Source organism: Mesorhizobium sp. M1143 (assembly GCF_040318435.1).
Taxonomy (GTDB): domain Bacteria; phylum Pseudomonadota; class Alphaproteobacteria; order Rhizobiales; family Rhizobiaceae; genus Mesorhizobium.
On record NZ_JAMYMJ010000024.1, the window covers coordinates 1 to 19,146 of the forward strand.

18 protein-coding genes are annotated in these 19,146 nt (G+C 63.0%); 5 read left to right on the forward strand and 13 right to left on the reverse strand.

Annotated elements, in window-relative coordinates:
- Positions 1 to 210: 210 nt before the first annotated feature.
- Complete coding sequence (pepN, locus tag NKH35_RS17385; protein WP_352915529.1) at positions 211 to 2,850, reverse strand: aminopeptidase N; 2,640 nt, start codon at positions 2,848 to 2,850, stop codon at positions 211 to 213.
- A 419-nt stretch (positions 2,851 to 3,269) separates the two neighbouring features.
- On the opposite strand from pepN, the gene NKH35_RS17390 reads away from it, so the two are divergent.
- Positions 3,270 to 4,172 (forward strand): DMT family transporter, encoded by a 903-nt coding sequence (locus NKH35_RS17390; protein ID WP_352915607.1) that lies wholly within the window; start codon positions 3,270 to 3,272, stop codon positions 4,170 to 4,172.
- Positions 4,173 to 4,191: 19 nt separating this feature from the next.
- Here NKH35_RS17390 and NKH35_RS17395 read toward each other — a convergent pair whose 3' ends face one another.
- The 3 genes from NKH35_RS17395 to NKH35_RS17405 form a co-directional block, all read right to left on the reverse strand.
- Complete coding sequence (locus NKH35_RS17395; protein WP_023731034.1) at positions 4,192 to 5,004, reverse strand: helix-turn-helix domain-containing protein; 813 nt, start codon at positions 5,002 to 5,004, stop codon at positions 4,192 to 4,194.
- Between the two features lie 231 nt (positions 5,005 to 5,235).
- Positions 5,236 to 6,114, reverse strand: coding sequence for a uracil-DNA glycosylase (locus tag NKH35_RS17400; RefSeq protein WP_352915532.1), 879 nt, complete (start codon positions 6,112 to 6,114; stop codon positions 5,236 to 5,238).
- Positions 6,115 to 6,255: 141 nt separating this feature from the next.
- Positions 6,256 to 6,810 (reverse strand): hypothetical protein, encoded by a 555-nt coding sequence (locus tag NKH35_RS17405; protein ID WP_023698594.1) that lies wholly within the window; start codon positions 6,808 to 6,810, stop codon positions 6,256 to 6,258.
- 302 nt (positions 6,811 to 7,112) lie between these two features.
- Here NKH35_RS17405 and NKH35_RS17410 point away from each other — a divergent pair, with 302 nt between their 5' ends.
- On the forward strand, positions 7,113 to 8,792 hold the full coding sequence (locus tag NKH35_RS17410; protein WP_023687254.1) for an electron transfer flavoprotein-ubiquinone oxidoreductase: 1,680 nt from the start codon (positions 7,113 to 7,115) through the stop codon (positions 8,790 to 8,792).
- Positions 8,789 to 9,535 carry a DUF922 domain-containing protein gene (locus NKH35_RS17415; protein ID WP_348524273.1) on the forward strand — a complete coding sequence of 249 codons (747 nt, stop codon included), beginning with the start codon at positions 8,789 to 8,791 and terminating at the stop codon, positions 9,533 to 9,535. Before NKH35_RS17410 ends, NKH35_RS17415 begins: the two co-directional genes overlap by 4 nt.
- 25 nt (positions 9,536 to 9,560) lie before the next feature.
- Here the strand turns inward: NKH35_RS17415 and NKH35_RS17420 are convergent, their stop codons facing one another.
- The 5 genes from NKH35_RS17420 to NKH35_RS17440 all read right to left on the reverse strand — a co-directional run bounded on the left by NKH35_RS17420 (position 9,561) and on the right by NKH35_RS17440 (position 13,408).
- Entirely contained in the window at positions 9,561 to 10,562 is a 1,002-nt protein-coding gene (locus tag NKH35_RS17420) for an endonuclease/exonuclease/phosphatase family protein (protein WP_245262529.1), read from the reverse strand.
- Positions 10,563 to 10,714: 152 nt separating this feature from the next.
- Positions 10,715 to 12,175 carry an AMP nucleosidase gene (locus tag NKH35_RS17425; RefSeq protein WP_023731828.1) on the reverse strand — a complete coding sequence of 487 codons (1,461 nt, stop codon included), beginning with the start codon at positions 12,173 to 12,175 and terminating at the stop codon, positions 10,715 to 10,717.
- A 278-nt stretch (positions 12,176 to 12,453) separates the two neighbouring features.
- Entirely contained in the window at positions 12,454 to 12,648 is a 195-nt protein-coding gene (locus NKH35_RS17430) for a hypothetical protein (RefSeq protein WP_352915537.1), read from the reverse strand.
- A gap of 39 nt (positions 12,649 to 12,687) precedes the next feature.
- Positions 12,688 to 12,840: a hypothetical protein gene (locus NKH35_RS17435; RefSeq protein ID WP_023692826.1), complete on the reverse strand. Its 153-nt coding sequence runs from the start codon at positions 12,838 to 12,840 to the stop codon at positions 12,688 to 12,690.
- 226 nt (positions 12,841 to 13,066) lie between these two features.
- Complete coding sequence (locus NKH35_RS17440) at positions 13,067 to 13,408, reverse strand: DUF2147 domain-containing protein (RefSeq protein WP_023687258.1); 342 nt, start codon at positions 13,406 to 13,408, stop codon at positions 13,067 to 13,069.
- Between the two features lie 437 nt (positions 13,409 to 13,845).
- Between NKH35_RS17440 and NKH35_RS17445 the strand changes: the two genes are divergently transcribed.
- Together NKH35_RS17445 and NKH35_RS17450 are read left to right on the forward strand one after the other, a co-directional pair.
- The gene (locus tag NKH35_RS17445; protein ID WP_006199745.1) at positions 13,846 to 14,112 is read left to right on the forward strand and encodes an SEL1-like repeat protein; all 267 of its coding nucleotides are present in this window, start codon (positions 13,846 to 13,848) and stop codon (positions 14,110 to 14,112) included.
- A 386-nt stretch (positions 14,113 to 14,498) separates the two neighbouring features.
- Positions 14,499 to 15,620: an ABC transporter substrate-binding protein gene (locus tag NKH35_RS17450; RefSeq protein WP_023670204.1), complete on the forward strand. Its 1,122-nt coding sequence runs from the start codon at positions 14,499 to 14,501 to the stop codon at positions 15,618 to 15,620.
- Between the two features lie 66 nt (positions 15,621 to 15,686).
- On the opposite strand, the gene NKH35_RS17455 is transcribed toward NKH35_RS17450, so the two are convergent.
- The 4 genes from NKH35_RS17455 to NKH35_RS17470 all read right to left on the reverse strand — a co-directional run bounded on the left by NKH35_RS17455 (position 15,687) and on the right by NKH35_RS17470 (position 19,146).
- The gene (locus NKH35_RS17455) at positions 15,687 to 17,648 is read right to left on the reverse strand and encodes an acetyl/propionyl/methylcrotonyl-CoA carboxylase subunit alpha (RefSeq protein WP_352915541.1); all 1,962 of its coding nucleotides are present in this window, start codon (positions 17,646 to 17,648) and stop codon (positions 15,687 to 15,689) included.
- Between the two features lie 49 nt (positions 17,649 to 17,697).
- Entirely contained in the window at positions 17,698 to 18,075 is a 378-nt protein-coding gene (locus NKH35_RS17460) for a hypothetical protein (protein WP_023684512.1), read from the reverse strand.
- Positions 18,076 to 18,120: 45 nt separating this feature from the next.
- Entirely contained in the window at positions 18,121 to 18,495 is a 375-nt protein-coding gene (locus NKH35_RS17465) for a hypothetical protein (protein ID WP_023670207.1), read from the reverse strand.
- Positions 18,496 to 18,615: 120 nt separating this feature from the next.
- Positions 18,616 to 19,146 (reverse strand): O-acetyl-ADP-ribose deacetylase, encoded by a 531-nt coding sequence (locus tag NKH35_RS17470; protein ID WP_023670208.1) that lies wholly within the window; start codon positions 19,144 to 19,146, stop codon positions 18,616 to 18,618.

A 19,146-nucleotide genomic window follows, 5' to 3' on the forward strand; every position in this document is an offset into this window, starting at 1 on the left:
CACCCCCCTCTCCCCTCGGGCGCGGTGCCTTTGTTCACACCCACCCCCCCGGGGGGGGGGGGGGGCCGCGGGGGCGGGGGGGGGGGCCTCGGCGAAGCGCTCGACTCTCTCAATCACGGTCGAAGTTGGTCGAGGTCGCGCACTGCCGCAACGACCCCACCCGTCCATCCGCCTTCGGCGGCTGTCCACCGTCCCCTCAAGGGGGAGGGATCAGGCCAGCGTTCGCTCCACAATGTCCCGCAAATCCGCCGACAGGTTCTCGGCACCGGCGATGGCCAGCAGCGCTTCCCTGGCCTTGGCTTGCCTGCCCGGCTCCAGCGAGCGCCACGAGCGCAGCGCTGTCGCCAGCCTGGCCGCCACCTGCGGATTGCGTTTTTCAACCTCGAGTACGGTCTGGGTAAAAAACCGGTAGCCTTCGCCATCGGCGCGGTGGAAGCCGGTCTGGTTGGCGCTGGCGAATGTGCCGACCAGCGAGCGCACCCGGTTCGGATTGGCCATCGAGAAAGCTGCGTGACCAGTCAGCTCGCGTACCGTGTCGACTGTCCGGCGTCCCGGCACGCTGGCCTGGATCTGGAACCATTTGTCCATGACCAGCGGATCGGCGCCATAACGCGCCTCGAAATCGGCCAGCGCCTTGATCGCCTCCGGCGAACCGTCATGGCGGTGCGCAAGGACGGTCAGCGCTGCGGCGCGGTCGGTCATGTTGGTCGCGGTTTCGAAATGCCGGGCGGCGAGCGCAGCACCTTCCGGCAGCAGCGAGAGGTAGTCGAGCAGGATGTTGCGCAGCGCGCGGCGTCCCGCACTTGCCGCGTCGGGGCTGAACGGCCCGTCGTCGGCTAGGCGGCCGTAGAGCTTGGCGAAGCTGTCTTTGTTGGCGCGCGCGATTGCCAGCGCCAACGCCTCGCGAGCGGCAAAGATGGCGTCGGGATCGATGTTAGTGCCGAGGTCGCGGGCAATGTCGGCCTCGCCGGGAAGTGACAGCGCCAGTGCCCGGTAGGCAGGCTCCAACGTCTCGTCGCCGGCGATCTTCCCGGCAAGTCCGGTCAGCCTGGCGGTGAAAACCGGTTTCGCGCCGCCGAGGATCTGGCGGAAGGCCGCTATCAGCGCATCTGTGAGCAGCGTGTTGAACGCCTGCCAGCGCGCGAAGGCATCGCTGTCATGGCCGGCGAGGAAGAACTGGTCGTCGGCCTTCTGCTCGACCGAAAGCGTGATCGGCGCCGAAAAGCCGCGATTGAGCGACACCGCCGGCCGCTCCGCAACGCCTGAGAAGCGCACCATATGTCGGCGCTTGCGGATGTGGATAACGCCGTCCTCGACGGTGGCTCCCTCGACGCCATCATAGGCGACCGGCTCACCGCCCGCGCCGACCAGCCCGAAGGCGAGCGGAATGTGCATCAAGCGCTTGCGGCTCTCCGACGGTGTCGGCGGCACCGACTGCTCGATCTCAAGCGTAAACTCGCGCGTCGCCGGATTGTGCGTCGAACTGACGGTCAGGTTCGGCGTGCCCGCCTGGTGATACCAGAGCGCGAACTGCGACAGGTCGCGCCCGGAGGCGTCCTCGAACACCTTCAGGAAGTCCTCGATCGTCGCGGCCTGGCCATCATGGCGCTCGAAATAGAGGTCCATGCCGGCGCGGAAAGCCTCGGCCCCGAGGATAGTGCGGATCATGCGCACGACTTCCGAGCCTTTTTCGTAGACGGTCGCCGTGTAGAAATTGTTGATCTCGCGGTAGCGGCGCGGCCGCACCGGATGCGCCAGCGGTCCCTGGTCCTCGGGGAACTGGTGTGCCCTCAGCGTGCGCACTTCGGCGATGCGCTTGACCGCGCGCGAGCGCTGGTCGGCGGAGAATTCATGGTCGCGAAAGACCGTCAACCCTTCCTTGAGGCAGAGCTGGAACCAGTCGCGGCAGGTGATCCTGTTGCCGGTCCAGTTGTGGAAATACTCATGCGCGATGATCGCCTCGATATTGGCGAAATCGGCATCGGTGGCGGTTTCCCGGTCGGCCAGCACATACTTGTCGTTGAAGATATTGAGGCCCTTGTTCTCCATGGCCCCCATGTTGAAGTCGGAAACGGCGACGATGTTGAAGACGTCGAGGTCGTATTCGCGGCCGAAGGCCTGCTCGTCCCATTGCATCGAGCGCTTCAGCGCATCCATGGCGTAGCCGGCAAGCCCCTCCTTGCCTGGCTCGACATAGATGCCGAGTTCGACCTCGCGCCCGGACATGGTGACGAAACTGTCCGCAACCTTGCCGAGATTGCCGGCCACGAGCGCAAACAGATAGGACGGCTTGGGGAAAGGGTCGTCCCAGACTGCAAAGTGCCAGCCGTCGGCAAGCGCGCCGCTTTCGACCGGATTGCCGTTGGAAAGCAACAGCGGCGCTTCGTCCAGCCTCGCCTCGATACGCACGGTATAGACCGACAGGATGTCGGGGCGGTCGAGGAAATAGGTGATGCGGCGAAAGCCCTCGGCCTCGCATTGCGTGCAATAGACATTGCTGGAGCGGTAGAGGCCCATCAGCGCCTCATTGCTGGCCGGCGCGATCTCGGTCTCGAGCAGCAGCTGGAAACGGGCCGGCGGCCTCAAAATGGTCAGCTGGTCCGGCGTGGCGAGATACTCGGCCGGGGCAAGCTCGCGACCGTCGATGGCAATGCGCTTGAGCACCAGCCCGTCGCCGTCCAGCACCAGCGACGTCGAGGCGGCGGCGCCATCGCGGCGTTCGATCGTCAGCACTCCGGTGACACGCGTTGCGTCTGGCGAAAGGCGGAAGGTGAGGCCGGTTTGCGGGATGGAAAAGTCGTTGGGGCGGTAGTCTTCGAGCTTGAAGACCTGGCCGGTATCGGTTCGCATTCCCTTGGGTTTCCCTGTCGCTATCGGAGCCGCTGACGTGTCCTGGCCCATTAATCTAAAGTTGCGCGCTCTTTACACGAAACGGTCACTCGACAAAACTGCGCCAATGCCTATTTCGGGGCGTTCCCCTTCCGCCATCATCGTGAGGCCTTGATGACCGTCGTCAGATCGAAGTTCGGCATGGGCGCCTGTGTACCGCGTCGTTCGACGCGCATCTCAGCGGAGATCCGGGAAGCAACAAAACAGTGAAAGGCGAGCCTGGAGACGAAGCGGGCGGGAAACTGTCCGATCATCCCGGCGCGCATCGGCCCAAAAATCAATGTCGATTTTTGGAAAGCACGATGCGCAGATTTAAAGTGTCAGAGCGTCCTTTACGCGTCGAAGACGACGCGCGGCGCTCTAATGTTCTCACCGGGATCATGCTCAAGGTCATGTCGGTGGCAGTCTTTGTCGGCATGCAAACCTGCATCAAGGCCGCCGGCACTTTGCCGGCCGGCCAGATCGTCTTCTTCCGCTCCTTCTTCGCCATCTTCCCGATCATCGCCTTCCTGGCCTTCAAGAGAAAACTCGGTACGGCGTTCGCCACCAAACGCCCGCTGAACCACATTGCGCGCGGTGTCGTCGGCGTTTGCGCCATGGGGCTCGGCTTCTTTGCGCTGACCCGGCTGCCGCTGCCTGAGGCGATCACGCTGAACTATGCCCAGCCTTTGCTGGTGGTGGTGTTCTCTTCGCTATTCCTCGGCGAAGCCATTCGCGTCTATCGCTGGAGCGCGGTTGCGGTCGGTCTGGTCGGCGTGCTGATCATCTCCTGGCCGGAGCTGACGCTGCTCACGTCGGGCGTCGCGCTCGGCGACCAGGAGGTGCTGGGCGTCATCGCTGCTCTTGTTTCTGCAGCAATCTCCGCCAATGCCATCCTGCTCGTGCGCAATCTTGTCCAGACTGAACGAACAGCGACCATCGTGTTGTGGTTCTCGGCGACGGCGAGTGTCATGGCGCTGCTTACGCTGCCCTTCGGCTGGCAGGCGCTGACGCCGCTGCAGGCCGGTCTGCTGGTCGCAGCAGGGTTCTGTGGCGGGCTGGCGCAGATTTTGATGACGGCGGCGTACCGCCATGCCGAAGCTTCGGTGGTGGCGCCGTTCGAATACACCTCGATGATGCTCGGCGTGGTCGTCGGCTATTTCGCCTTTGGCGATATCGCCACCATCAACACGCTCGTCGGCGGTGTGATCGTCGTTGCCGCCGGCATGTTCATCATCTGGCGCGAGCGCCAACTCGGCCTGGAACGCACCCGAACGCGCAAGGCAGCGCCACCACAGGGGTGAGGAGGTCCGCGGGGTTGGCTCAGTTAGCTTCCGCACGTTCCTTCGCCAGCCGCACCAGCACCGCTCGCGTCTGCTCGTCGGCCGGGAAGAAAGACTCGATCGCCAGTTCCGACAGCGTCACGTCAAGCGGCGTGCCGAAGACGGTGATGGTGCTGATGAAGGACAGCACCTGGTCGCCATGCGCCAGCCGCAGCGGATGGACGATGCCGTTGGGCTCGACCGGCACCGGCCGCGCACCCTTGAGCCCGGACGGATAGGTTCGCAATTCGCGCTCCAGCTCGACCAGGACGGGATCGCCGGCGGCATCGTTCTGGTGTTTCAGCCGCTCCAGCAGATGCGCCCGCCATTCCGCGAGATTGACGATGCGCGGTGCGATGCCGTTCGGGTGCAGGCTGAGGCGCAGCACATTGACCGGCGGCTGGAGCAGCGACGGCTCGGCAACATCGGCCAGAAATGGGCCGATGGCGGCATTGGCGGAAATCAGGTTCCAGTGCCGGTCGACGGCGAGCGCGGGGAACGGTTCATGCCCCTTGAGCACGCTCTCGACCGCGGCAAGCGCCGGCGCCAGCGTCTTGTCTGTGAGTGGCCGCTCGCTGAAGCTCGGCGCAAAGCCGGCAGCCAGCAACAGCTGATTACGCTGCCGCAGCGGAATCTCAAGCTGCTCGGCCAGATGCAGCACCATCTCGCGCGAGGGCGCGGCGCGGCCGCTTTCGACGAAGGAGAGATGACGCTGCGAAATCTCAGCCTCCATTGCGAGATCAAGCTGGCTCATGCGCCGGCGCGTGCGCCATTCGCGGATCAGGCTGCCGGCGGAGGTTTGGACTGTTGTCATCGGGCAGGATTAAGGCGGCGGGAGAGGGATTTCAATTACGTCGGAGGTTATAGCGGAGGCCGAGGCGAAATCTATTCTCCCCCTTTGAGGGGGAGATGGCCGGCAGGCCAGAAGGGGTTCGACGGGATGCGACCTTCTTACGGAAATGGACGTTGGCGCTCCACGCGCAACGACCCCACAGTCGCCTTCGGCGACATCTCCCCCTCCAAGGGCCCTCAAGGGGGAGATCAGCTAGCCCAGCTCCCGCAACTTCGCCTTCACCTCGAGAAAATCCCGCCACGCCAGTTTCTTGTGCGCCGGCGTCCGCAAGAGATAGGCCGGGTGCAGCGTCGGCATGGCCGGAATGGCAGTGCCCGACACCGTCGTGTGCACCTGCCAATTGCCGCGCAGGCGCAGAATGCCCTCGGTCGTGTTGAGCAGGGTTTTGGCCGAAGGGCCGCCGAGATTGACCAGCACCTTCGGATTGACCAGCTCGATCTGCCGCTCGATGAAGGGGCGGCAGATTTCGGTCTCGTGCGGCGTCGGCGTGCGGTTGCCGGGCGGCCGCCAGGGAATGACGTTGGCGATATAGACCGAAGTCCGGTCAAGCCCGATCGCCTCCAGCATGCGGTCGAGCAGCCGGCCGGAGCGGCCGACGAAGGGCAGGCCCTCAATATCCTCGTCGCGGCCGGGCGCCTCGCCGACCAACATCACCAAACCTTCCGGATTGCCGTCGGCAAAGACCAGGTTCTTGGCGGTGAATTTGAGGTTGCAGCCATCGAACGACGCCATGTGCTGGCGCAGTTCGTCGAGCGTCGAGGCACTTGCCGCCATTTGCCGGGCCAGGGCCGCCTGTGCCTCGTCGGGCACCGTCGCCATGGCCGGAACGGAACGCGCCGGCGCGTCCGGCACCCGGCTTGCGTCCAGCCCGGGGCTGGCGGCGGCTTGTTCCGGAAACTTGTTTTCGCGAGGCGGCGCGGCAGGCGCCGTTGTGCGCTCGGGGCGCTCCGGTGCTGCCCCGGCAAACCGGTTCACCGGCGCGTCCTCCAACGCTTCGTCGACACCGGCAGAGGCGTAGAAGGCGAGCAACTCGGCCAGGTCGGATCGGTTGTTGGGGGAGGCGGCAGTCATGCCGGGCACATTCGTCCGCCGAGAGACGATTTGCAAGGTTGGGCGGTTAGTAATCTCCCCCTCAAGGAGGGAGATTACGCGCTCGTCGGCTTTCGCCAATCACGAAGGGCATTTCGTGGCGATTTTCACGGCGTCTGCCGCTTACCCCGTCGGTATCCGCGGATCCTGCACCAGATAGAACGTCCAGCGCGGCGTGTAGTCGGTGATCAGAAACTCGAAGCGTCCCCTCTTCAGCGGGTCGATCTGTCCACTCTTGAACAAGAGCCGGTCATAGGGTTCGAAATCGCGGTCGAAATCGGCGTACGCGCTCGACAGGATGTTGTCGGGCGTCTTGTTGCGCTGGTCGAAGGACAGGCCGTCGCCGAACACGCTCGGCTGGTTGAGTATCTCCTGCAGCTCGAACTGGAATTCGACCCAGGCCTGGCCGCTGTTGTTGAGCACCTCGATACGCATGTACAGGATGCCGTTGGCGAATTCGCCGTTGGTGCTGAACGGCTGGATCGGTTTGGTGGTGCGGATGGTGAGCGTCACCGGCGTCGACGAATTCAGCTCCTCGGAGATGACCAACGGATCTTCCTTGGTGCCGGTGCCCGAGGCGCCGGTGATGTGGAAACCGCCAAGCTCGTCGGAAAAGGAATAGGCGCCGGTCGCCCACACCTTCACCGGCTCGGCCTGAGCGCGAACCGGCGTAAGCATTGAAAGGGCGAGAAGGATCGCTCGGCAGGTCCGGCCGGGCGGAAGGGGGAAGCGCGTCAATGAATAGCCGGACGGCGTGCGCATGGAAATAAGTATGGCCGATAAGAGAGCCGTCGAACAATTAAAATATGGGACGCTGAGCGCGGGCGCGCGCAAAACGGTTGCGGCAGAGTTGTCATCCGCGACTTTTTGTCGAAATCGGCATTGTCACGTCAGCGCCGGTTTCCTGTCGCTGATTGATGCGCTATGCAGCGCAGGAGCCAGCAAAATGCCGGAAACGGTTGGCCAGAGCGGAGGGGTTGATGAGCGAGATCGAACGCGAGAGCATGGAATTCGACGTGGTCATCGTCGGGGCCGGCCCGGCGGGCCTTGCCGCAGCGATCCGTCTCAAGCAGGTCAATCCCGAGCTTTCCGTCGTGGTGTTGGAAAAGGGCGGCGAGGTTGGTGCCCACATTCTGTCAGGCGCCGTCGTCGATCCCATAGGCATCGACCGCCTGTTGCCGGGCTGGCGCGAGGAAGATGGCCACCCCTTCAAGACGCCGGTTACGGCCGACGATTTCCTGGTGCTCGGCCCCGCCGGCTCGTTCCGTCTGCCCAATATCCTGATGCCGCCGCTGATGAACAATCACGGCAACTACATCGTCTCGCTCGGCAATGTCTGCCGCTGGCTGGCAACCAAGGCTGAAGCGCTAGGCGTCGAAATCTATCCGGGCTTTGCTGCCGCCAGCCTCGTCTACAACGATGCCGGCGCGGTCACGGGCGTCGTCACCGGCGACATGGGCGTCGAAAAAGACGGCACACATGGCCCGGGCTTTGCGCCGGGCATGGCGCTGATGGGCAAATACGTGCTGATCGGCGAGGGCGCGCGCGGTTCGCTGTCCAAGCAGCTGATCGCAAAATACAAACTGTCCGACGGCCGTGAGCCCGGCAAGTACGGCATCGGCCTTAAGGAGCTGTGGCAGGTCAAGCCCGAGAACCACCGGCCGGGCCTGGTGCAGCACTCCTTCGGCTGGCCGCTCGACCTGAAGACAGGCGGCGGCTCCTTCCTCTACCACCTGGAGGACAACCAGGTCGCGGTCGGCTTCGTCCTGCATCTCAACTACAAGAACCCCTGGCTGTCGCCCTTCGAGGAATTCCAACGGTTCAAGACGCATCCGGCGATATCGCGCACCTTCGAGGGCGCCAAGCGCATCGGCTATGGCGCGCGCGCCATTACCGAAGGCGGCTGGCAGTCGGTGCCGAAACTCTCCTTCCCCGGCGGCGTGCTGATGGGGTGTGCGGCGGGCTTCGTCAACGTGCCGCGCATCAAGGGTTCGCACAATGCGGTGCTGTCCGGCATGCTGGCGGCCGAGCATGTCGCGCAAGCGATCGGCGCCGGCCGCGCCAATGACGAGCTGTCTTCTTATGAGGACGCCTGGCGCGCGACCGATATCGGCAAGGATTTGAAGAAGGTCCGCAACGTCAAGCCGCTCTGGTCGCGCTTCGGCACCATTATCGGCGTCGGCCTCGGTGGTCTCGACATGTGGCTGAACACGCTGTTCGGCTTCTCGCCCTTCGGCACGCTGAAACATGGCAAGGCCGATTATGCCACGCTTGAGCCCGCGGCCAAGCACAAGAAGATCGCCTATCCCAAAGCGGACGGCGTGCTGACCTTCGACCGCCTGTCCTCGGTGTTCCTGTCCAACACCAATCACGAGGAAAACGAGCCGGTGCATCTCATCGTCGGCGACATGGAGTTGCAGAAGCGTTCCGAGCATGATGTCTTTGCCGGGCCTTCGACCCGCTATTGCCCGGCCGGTGTTTACGAATGGGTCGACAAGGACGGCAACGCCGCCGCCGATCCGTCTGCCAAGGATGTGCGCTTCGTCATCAACGCGCAGAACTGCGTGCACTGCAAGACCTGCGACATCAAGGATCCCAACCAGAACATCAACTGGATGCCGCCACAAGGCGGCGAAGGCCCGGTCTATCAGAGCATGTGAGCCTCACCGACCGGGGCCGTCTCAACCAGCAAAAATGGCGGCGATGGCCGGGTTTACCAATGCATGTAAGGCGCTCGGCGCCAAAGATTGTTGAAACCGTCGTCTGCTTGTGGTCTCATTGCCGCGTCCATGGGGAAAATGGCATGCGCGTGTTGGTCTTGTTTTGCGTCGCCGTCATAAGCGCGGCCTGCGGCGTCGTCGGGACGGCGTCGGCGGGGGTGAAAACCGTCGTCAAGACGCGAACCTATGACATCACCGGCATGACAGGTGCCGGTCTGGTTATCGCCATGAACCGCAGGGGCCCCAAGCACGGTTTCATGACCCACGCCATCGCGCAGACAAGCTACACCGCCGACTGGAGCCTGGACGTGGGTCAGGTCAACGGCGTCTGCCGCCTGCGCCAGGCCAATGGAACGCTCAACATCGCCTACACCTACCCGCGCGTCGCCTCGGCCGTCACGCCGGCGCTGCGCAAACGCTGGAACCGGTTTTTCACAGGCGTTCTCGCTCATGAAGGAACCCATGGCCGTATCGCCGGGCAGATGATGCAGGCTGCCGAGCGGTCGGTTCGCGGCCTGAAATTTGCCAACGATCCGCAATGCAACAAAACGCGCGTCGAAGCCACGCGGCGCTTGCAAGCCACTTCCAAGCTCTATGAGGCAAAACAGATCGCGTTCGACGCGCGCGAGCACAGTGAAGGCGGCCATGTCGAGCGCATCATCGAGGCCTTGGTAGGCTTGTGAAACCGTAAGCCCCGTGGCGTACGATCTAGCCGCCCATGCTGGGCTGGGTCAGCGACACAGTCGCGGTAGAATCCTCGTCGACCGGCTTGGTCTCGTCGCGCATCAATGAAAATTCCACCATCACCGGCAGATGGTCGGAGCCGGTCTCTTCCATCTGCGTCGACGACAGGATGGTCACCCCGCCCTTCGAAAACACCTGGTCGATCGGCAGGCCCACATAGCGCCGCAGGAAATCGGGCAGGGTCCGGTGGATCCAGGTCGGTCCGGCCGACGGCATCACGGTCAGTCCGCCGAGCGAGGCAACGCGCCGTACCGCGGCGCTCCACGGCACGGCATTGCAGTCGCCGGCCATGATCGCCGTCTCGCCGAGCGAGGTGAGCGTCTCGGTCAACTCGCCGATCTGCCAGTATTGTTCCTTCGGCCACGGCCAGCTCAAATGGATCGCCGCGACATCGACCGGAGTGCCGCCGAAATCGACGGTGGCGGCCGCCATCGCGCCGCGCGGTTCGCAATGCGGCTCGGTGCCGGCCGCAAAGGGTCGCCGGGACAAAAGCGCCACGCCCCACACGCCGTCGGGATGGGCGCACAGGATGCGATAGGGATAGGCGTTCTCGATATAGCCGAGTTCGGTCGCCCACATGGCCGATACTTCGTCGAGCGTGATCACGTCCGGGTTGGTCCTGGCGATCAGCGAAAGAACCTTCTTGGGTGTCGGATTGTTGAAACGCAGGTTCATCTGCAGCAGCCGGTAGACCGGTTCGTTGCCGGGCGCGGCGTCATTGGCGGCCTGCACCGGCCACAGGCGCGGCAAGGTGCTCAACGTGCTGGCGAAGGCGGCCACGGCCAGCAGCAGGCCCACGCCCGCCTGCAGGCGAAACGAGGTGGCGAGCAGCGGCAGCGCAATCAGCCCCATCAGCACGGCAAAATGGATGCGGAAATGGGCGAAGGAATCGAAGGCCGGATGCAGTGCGCCAAAGAACCCGGCTACAAGCGCGGCCGAGAGGCCGAGCATTGCCAGGAACGCCATTGAAGCCATCATCTTTCGCACGCGTGCCATCAGACCGGGTTTTGCCCATAGACCGGGTAATACATTGCCGAGGTATCAGGCCTTTATCGGCTGAAATGCGGCCCAATCAAGATGACGAAACGCCTCGCGGCAAACATTTACGGCAAGCCGGTCTACTGAAAGGCCGTCTCCGAAAAGCTTCTCAGCTTGCGCGAATGCAACCGTTCCATCGGCATTTCCGCCAGCTTCTCCATCGCCTTGATGCCGATGGTCAGATGCTGCGCCACTTGCCGCTTGTAGAATTCGGTCGCCATGCCGGGCAGCTTCAACTCGCCATGCAGCGGCTTGTCGGAGACGCAAAGCAGCGTGCCGTAGGGCACGCGGAAGCGGAAGCCATTGGCGGCGATCGTGGCCGATTCCATATCGAGCGCGATGGCGCGCGACTGCGACAGCCGCTGCACCGGTCCGCGCTGGTCGCGCAGTTCCCAGTTGCGGTTGTCGATGGTGGCGACGGTGCCGGTGCGCATGATGCGCTTGAGATCGTAGCCGGAAAGTCCGGTGACTTCGGCGACCGCCTCCTGCAGCGCCACTTGGATCTCGGCCAGCGGCGGTATCGGCACCCACACCGGCAGGTCATCGTCCAGCACATGGTCTTCCCGGACATAGGCATGCGCCAGCACATAGTCGCCCAGCGCCTGAGTGTTGCGCAGGCCGGCGCAATGGCCGAGCATCAGCCATGCATGTGGCCGCAGCACCGCGACATGGTCGGTGATCGTCTTGGCGTTGGACGGGCCGACGCCGATGTTGACCATGGTGATGCCGCCATGGTTCGGCTTCTTCAGATGATAGGCTGGCATCTGAGGCAGGCGCGGCGCCGCCACGCCTTCGCTGGGTGCGTTTTGCCCTGCCTTGGTGATGACATTGCCCGGTTCGACGAATTCGGTATAGCCGTGGCCGCCTTCAGCCATCTGGGCCCGCGCGCGGGCGACGAACTCGTCGATGTAGAACTGGTAGTTGGTGAACAGCACGAAGTTCTGGAAATGCTGCGGGCTGGTCGCCGTGTAGTGCGTCATGCGGTGCAGCGAATAGTCGATGCGCTGCGCCGTGAACGGCGCCAGCGGCCTTGGTTCGCCGAACGCGACCTCGAAGGTGCCGTTGGCGATCTGGTCGTCGGTGCCGTCAAGATCCGGCACGTCGAACAGGTCGCGGATCGGCCGTTTGATGCGGTCGGCGGCGGCGCCATCGACATGGGTTCCTTCAAGGAACGCGAAATGCAGCGGGATCGGCGTGGTCGATTCCGAAACCGTTACCGGCACACCGTGATTGCGCATGATCAGGCGAAGCTGCTCTACGAGATAGCGTTCGAACAGCACCGGCTGGGTGATGGTGGTCGAGAAATGCCCGGGGGTCGGCATGTGGCCGTAAGCCTGGCGCGAGTCGATCTGGGTGAACGAATTGGTGGTGACGCCGATCTCTGGGTAGAAGGCGCGGTAGCGCTTGCTTTCGTCGCCGCCGGCGGCAAGCGTGGCAAAGGAGTCGCGCAGAAACTTGGTGTTGCGGTCGTAGAGCACCTGCAAGGCGGCCACGGCCTTTTTGGCGTCGTCGAAGCTCTGCTTGCCGAAAGGCTCCGGCATGACGACCGATTCGATAGCTTGTGGGTAGATTCGCTTTTCCATGGCTCAATATAGAGACTTGAGGCCGCACTTGGGAGGGGAGGATGGCCGCCAAGTGGTCGATTTATTCGTCCACGCCCAAGGTGTGCTGAGATTCAGGTAAGGCTGAGCCGGAGTCGAAGACGGGCGCGAAGCGACCAAACTGGTTGGCTTCGAGAACCGGAGCGGAGCGTACTCGAAGCATGTGAGCACCAAAGGCCGCCACTTGCAGGCCGGCATCACCTTAATACCGGCACACCTTACCCGCGCTGCAGACTGACCAGCAAGACAAAGCCGACGCCATGCTTCTTCGTCGCCGGCGCGTCGATCATCGTGTCGGCATTGGCCCGCATCATCGGCATGACCAGGACCGGCGCCGACAGCACGACCAGGACGAGCGCCGCCCGCGGGAGGAGCCGAAGGGTCTGGAGGGCGTTGATGGCGATGCGGTTCATGGCTTTTGCTTTTCTGTTTGGATCTATGTCTTTGTCGTCTCAGGGGCGAAAATGGTTCATGCAATCGAATTGGCAGGAACTGGCTGCATCCCAGGAACGGGCCGGGCGGCCGGCTTCGGCCACGAGGATGGCGAAGAGCATCCCGAACAGGCTCATCAACAGGCAGACGATGGTGAAGCGGCGAGCGAGCATTTGCGTAGTGTCTCCTTGAACACGCCATCAAAATGCCCTGATGCGACTGAACCGGCGCTGATGCCGACGTTCATCTGCGGTTCAAAGTGATTGACGAGGTCTTAGAGAGAGCGTCGGTTCGGGTTTGTGCCGCCGCAAACGGCACGGTCGTCGCTATGGCGCGGACCGTCCTGCAAAAGAAAACGGGGCCTGTGAAGGCCCCGTTGGTCAACTCAAAGCAGCAAGATCAGAGCTTGTGCCAGGTCTGGCTCTTGCAGATCAGCCCGCCGAGCACGCAGCCGCTCATTTTGAGCGAGGTGCCCGACAGTGTTGCCTTGCCCGAATAGGTCTTGTCGTTTGCCGGATCGGTGATGTTGCCGGCATATTTGTTGGCCCCGGCCGCCTTGAGCGAACCGATGGTCTTCCCGGCATATTTGCCGGTCTTCAGGGTGATGGAGAATGAACCGCTGCCGCCGATAACTGCTGTGTCGCCGGCTTGTGTCTTCCAATTGCCTTCGATCGGATCGGCCCAAGCCGCACCAGCCATCATCACGGCGGCCGCCAGGGCCAAGCTCACTTTGCGAAACATATCTGTCCTCCCTGGTTTAGATGGGGCAGCCGCCTCTCTGCCCCTTACGCAAACGTAAGCTAATCCAGCTCCTGGCAAAACAAAAGCGTACCGCGACGGAAGGTTTCGCAATTTTCATGCAGGGTCGGGAGAGTGCAGCCCGTGGAAATGAAACGATCGAGGCGTTGGCTTTGGTTCGCGTGGTTAGCAGAGTGTTGATCGGCGCCTTGCAAATTTTCGTCAAATCGGTCGAGAAACGGCGGGATTGCTGACTTTGTATCCTTAACGAATTTCCGCGTTTACCTCTTGTTTTAGCTTTGTTTTCTCCAAATTAAGCACGCCATTTAACGACGGATTCAAGGCTCGGCCTCATTCTCGGAAGCATCGAAAGAGCGGCTCCCCAGGGAACACCGGGGGACAGAAGAGGCCCGCTCTCGGGAGCCAGACAGGGGACTAAAATGGCACGTTTTGAAATGCTTGAAGCCGGCTTCGGCGCCATGGGGGCAACTGCCCAGGCCGACATTCTTTTCGAACTGGGCATGATGTATGCGACCGGCCGCGATTGCGAGACCGATGTCGTTGCCGCCCACAAATGGTTCAACATCGCCGCCATCAAGGGCTCGGTCCGCGCCGCGGAACTGCGCTCGGAACTGTCGGCCGCAATGTCCAAGGTCGAGATCGCCAAGGCGCTGCGCGAAGCCCGCGAATGGATGACGATGCACTGAGATCGCGAGCAGATTATCGCAGGCAGATTATCGAAAACAGGGAAGCCCCGGGATCAAGACCGCAAAGACGGTCGGAACCGGTGAAACGACAAGGCCGCGACAAGACGGCCGACCATGAAAGAACAAGAACGCGGCAGGCCGGCACGGTCCAGTCGTGCACAATGGGGACGGCGGGCAGGTTTTCGTGGCGCGGGGGCGCATGGGGACTGCTACGAGCAAAAAGCCACGACCGGCCGGAACAGGCTGGCGTGGCTTTTTGCGTTGATGAGGCCCAATCGAGCGGCGCCGATGCGCCTAGACAGGCCCAATGAAGGATGAAATTGTCCCGCCTTCGGAAAGAAGCGCGGCCAGAGCGGCTGCGCGAGTGTGGGAGGAGTTCTATCACCATGAAAAAAATGGGTATTTTGAGCGCGGCCGTATTTGGCCTGATGATGAGCGCGCCGGTTGCCTTTGCCGATGACATCACCATTTCGGTGGTCGGCCCGATGACCGGACAGCTCGCCACGATCGGCGACCAGTTCAAGCAGGGCGCAACGGCAGCCGCCGACGCGATCAACGCCGCCGGCGGTGTCAACGGCTCGATGATCAAGCTCGACATCGAGGACGACCAGTGCGATCCCAAGCAGGCGGTTTCGGTGGCCAACCGGATCGTTGCCAACAGCGTCAAGTTTATTGACGGCCATGCCTGTTCAGGTTCGAGCATCCCGGCTTCCGCCGTCTACGCCGAGGCCGGCGCGCTGATGATGAGCCCGGCCTCTTCAAATCCCGAGCTGACCGATGCCGCCGCCAAGGCCGGCTGGCCGACGATCATGCGTCTCTATACGCGTGACGATGCGCAGGGCGCCTTCATTGGCCCGTGGATCGCCAAGAAATATGCCGGCAAGAATGTCGTTATCCTGCATGACAAGAGCGCCTACGGTCAGGGCGTTGCCGATGCCGTGAAGGCGACGATGAATGCCGGTGGCCTCAAGGAGATCGACTATGAAGGCATCAATGCCGGCGAGAAGGATTATTCGGCTCTCGTCACCAAGCTGAAGGACCTCAAGGCCGACGTTGTCTATTTCGGCGGCTATCACCCGGAAGCCGGGCTTATCCTGCGTCAGTCGGCCGAGCAGAGCGTCAAGTTCCAGCTGATCATGCCGGATTCGATCGCCTCGCCAGAATTCTGGCAGGTCGCCGGCCCCGCCGGTGAAGGCACCCTGTTCGTCTTCCCGTCGGACCCGCAGGCCAAGCCGGAAGCCAAGGAGGCCATCGCCAAGATCAAGGCGGGCGGCTTCGTGCCGGAAGGCTTTACGCTGTTCTCCTACGCCGTCGTTCAGGCGTTTGCAGAGGGCGTCAAGCGCGCCGGAACGGACGATCCGGTCAAGGTAGCCGAAGCGCTGAAGAACGGCACGCCGTTCAGCACCGTGGTCGGCGACGTGACCTTCGACGAGAAGGGCGATCTGAAGAACGCCAGCTACGACATCAACCAGTGGCACGACGGCAAATACGCACCGATCGCGCAGTAAGCGGCCGCGTACTCATGGCAATGGCCGGGCTTGTCCCGGCCATTTTTCATTCAAGCCTCCAGCCGGCTATGAAGCCTCTTCAACGAAGCGCACCAGCACCGTTCCGTCGGTGACCTGCTCGCCCTCGGTCGCGATTTCCGCGATCACGCCGTCATGGCTGGCCGCGATCGTGTGCTCCATCTTCATCGCTTCCAGGATCAGTAGCGGCTGGCCCTTGATCACCCTTTCGCCCTTTGCCGCGCGCACCAGCTTGACCACGCCTGGCATCGGCGCGCGCAGGCTGCCGGAAGCGGCGGCCGCCTCGTCGGTGCGCGCCAGCGGATCCGGGACGAGGAAACTGTAGCCGACCGCGCCTTCGAATACGGTGACGTGGCCTGGCCAGCGGGCAAGGCGAGGGGCGGCGCGAAGATCATGCGAATTGACGCTGTCATAGGGCGCGTCCAGCGCCACCTCGAAGCGCCCGTCCGGCCGCACTGAAACACGCGCCAGTATATCGTCCTCGCCATGGCGCAGGCGCGTGCGGCGCGCAATGCTATGGAAATGCGCATAGCCGGCAAGCGACGACCACGGATCGTTCGACGGCGGCAAGGCACCGGCGCCCGCCGCGGCAAGGGCCGCCGCGGCAACGATCTCGCTGCGCGGCGGGGCGACCGCGGTCAGCGCTTCCTGATGCCTGCCGATCAGGCCGGTATCGACGTCGCCGGCCGAAAAATCGGTGTTCGCGGCAAGTGCCGCGAGAAAGGCGGTGTTGACGGTCGAGCCGGCAATCTCGGTCTGCGACAACGCAGTCCCGAGCGCATCGAGTGCCGCCTGCCTGTCCTTGGCGTGGACGACCAGCTTGGCGATCATCGGATCGTAGAAGGGCGAGATCGCATCGCCGGCCCGCACGCCGGTCTCGATGCGCATGCTGGCGCCTTCGGGCGCGTTGTCGGGAAACGCCAGGTGATGCAGCGTGCCGGTCGCCGGCAGAAACCCTTTCGCCGCGTCCTCGGCATAGATGCGCGCCTCGAAGGCGTGGCCGGAAAGCGTGATTTCGCTCTGCGTCTTCGGCAGCTTTTCGCCGGCGGCTACCCGCAACTGCCACTCGACGAGGTCGGTGCCGGTGACCGTTTCGGTGACGGGATGCTCGACCTGCAGGCGGGTGTTCATTTCCATGAACCAGAAGCGGTCGGCCTTCAGCCCCTGCGAGGCATCGACGATGAATTCGATGGTGCCGGCGCCGGAATAGCTGATCGCCTTGGCGGCCTTGACCGCCGCTTCCGTCATCGCCTCGCGCAGCGCCGGCGTCATGCCGGGCGCCGGCGCTTCCTCGATCACCTTCTGGTGGCGGCGCTGCGCCGAGCAGTCGCGCTCGTAGAGATGCACGGCATTGCCAAAATTGTCGCCGAATACCTGGACCTCGATGTGGCGCGGCTTGTCGACATATTTTTCGACCAGCACGCGGTCGTCGCCGAACGCGGCCTTGGCCTCGCGCCGTGCGCCCGACAGCGCCTCGGAGAAATCGTCGGGATGTTCGACCCGGCGCATGCCCTTGCCGCCACCGCCGGCGCGCGCCTTGATCAGAACGGGATAGCCGATCTCACGCGCCTTGGACGCCAGCAGCACGATCTCCTGCGCCTCGCCATGATAGCCCGGCACCACCGGCACGCCGGCCTTTTCCATCAGCCGCTTGGCCGCGTCCTTCAGCCCCATGGCGCGGATCGAGGCGGCCGACGGGCCGATGAAGGTGAGCCCTGCCGCCACCACCTGGTCGACGAAATCGGGGTTTTCCGAGAGGAAGCCATAGCCGGGGTGAATTGCTTGCGCGCCCGTCGCCAGCGCCGCCGCAACAATCCTGTCGCCGCGCAGATAGCTTTCACCGACGGGCGAAGCGCCGATATGCACCGCCTCGTCGGCCATTTCGACATGCAGAGCCTTGGCGTCCGCGTCGGAATAGACGGCAACGGTGCGCACCCCCATCTTCTTGGCCGTGCGTATCACCCGGCAGGCGATCTCGCCGCGATTGGCGATCAGGATCTTGGCGAACATGGAGCCTCCCGGGTTTGTCTCGGGCAGCGCCGGTCTGGCAGGAATGAGCCTATTTCGAAGCCGCGATTTTGCAGCCGCCGCTCGCGGTCTGAACCTTCCACTTTTTCAGGCCAACCTGACAGCTTCGCAACGCCAACTCTTCCGCGGCCTTCTGAGATGGCGCGTTCAGCCGCGCACCGCAGATGATGTAAAGATCGTCGACGCGCGAGTAGAATGTGGTCGCGTAGGCCGAGTGGCCACTCGCCGCGACATAGGCGTTGTACGACTTCGTGCAGGGCTCCTTTGGATTCAGTGACAACGGAGGCCAGAACCGGGTGTCTCCCTTGCTGCCCGCCAGCGATCCAGCCGCCCCGATACCGGGTGCCGTAAATACGAGCAGGCCGGCAAGCATCGATACAGTAATTCGTTTGATGCGTGTCGATTTCATCTTGCGCCGCCCATTTGAAAAATGCCCAAGCCGATGCTTGTCGGCCTACTTCGATGCCGCAACTTCGCAGCCCGCACCTGTAATGACCTTGTAATGGCTGCGGGCGGACTCGCAGGATTTCATCGCCCGTTCTTCGGCAGCCTTCTGTGACGGTGCATTCAAGCCCGAGCCGCAGATGATGTACAACGAACGGATCCGGGCATAGGGCGTGGTCGCATAGGCCGAATGGCCGCCGGCGGCCACATAGGCGTTGTAAGCCATGGTGCACTGGTCTTTCGGGCTTTTCGGCAAATACGGATAGAAATGGATGTCGCCTTTGCTTCCCGCCAGCGATGCCGCGGCGCCAACGCCGGGTACCGCAAATATAAGCAAGACTGCAAGTACCGACGCAGTCGTTTTTCCCGAATATTTCGGCCTCATCTTTACCCCATCCCCGTTGCCCAATGCGGGATGAACAATAGCGTCTATTCTCCAGTGCCGCCAGCCTGCTCACCAAAAATTTCTTTTGCGTAGGTGGATAAACCATCTTATCCATGCAGACTAGCATCCTTCAATGGCAGCAACGGCTTGTCGGTATAGTTGAGCTGTTGGCTCGTCGAAGCAGCAGAAAATAACTGTTTCGGGCGTTGAGTTCTGTCCGACGAAGGTACCTGCGATGCCAACGGCAATCTGCGTCGCCTCATTTTTCGGATAACGGTAGATGCCGGTGGAGATCGCCGGAAATGCCACGGTCCGGCAATCCCTGGCGGCGGCGATTTCGAGCGACCTGATATAGCAGGAGGCGAGCAGCCCGGCTTCGCCTTTTCCGCCGCCTTGCCAGACAGGTCCGACCGTGTGGATGATGTAACGTGCCGGCAGGTGATAGCCCTTGGTAAGCTTTGCTTCGCCGACCTTGCAGCCGTTCAGCATCCGGCATTCGAATTCGAGCTCCGGGCCTGCGGCGCGGTGAATGGCGCCGTCGACGCCGCCGCCGCCCAGCAGCGAGGAATTGGCGGCGTTGACGATGGCATCGACCGCAAGCCTGGTGATGTCGCCGGTGTGGACATGTATCCGTTCGCCGAACTTGCTCAT